The organism is Nocardioides oceani (assembly GCF_030412965.1).
GTDB lineage: Bacteria > Actinomycetota > Actinomycetes > Propionibacteriales > Nocardioidaceae > Nocardioides > Nocardioides oceani.
The window spans coordinates 1-274 of record NZ_JAUHJQ010000193.1 but is presented as its reverse complement, the minus strand read 5'-3'; the positions used below and the strand labels follow the sequence as shown (position 1 = coordinate 274).

The 274-nt window shown below is 44.5% G+C and carries 1 protein-coding gene; it reads right to left on the bottom strand.

Annotation, left to right across the window (positions count from 1 at the left end):
- Positions 1 to 87: 87 nt before the first annotated feature.
- Complete coding sequence (locus QWY28_RS24640; protein ID WP_369292722.1) at positions 88 to 240, bottom strand: hypothetical protein; 153 nt, start codon at positions 238 to 240, stop codon at positions 88 to 90.
- Positions 241 to 274: the final 34 nt, after the last annotated feature.

The following is a 274-nucleotide window of genomic DNA, read 5'->3' as shown; positions in this document are numbered from 1 at the left end:
CGGGCTTCAAAGCGTTCACAAACGCCGACGAAATGTTCCAAGTGAAAACGCTGAACCAGGCGGTACCGACGAACGTGTCCCCCGCGTTCAAGTACAAAACAGGGGGCCCCGTGCCTTCTTGCGCCCTTTGCCACAAATTTCCGAGCATTGACCAAAGAATAATCCAGTTCGATTAATATTAAATCTTGCTTGATTTAAACGTCCAGGAGTTCCATCAATTTTAACACCTAAAGAAGGGATTGTTCATGAATGAATTACATCTATAGATGTAACA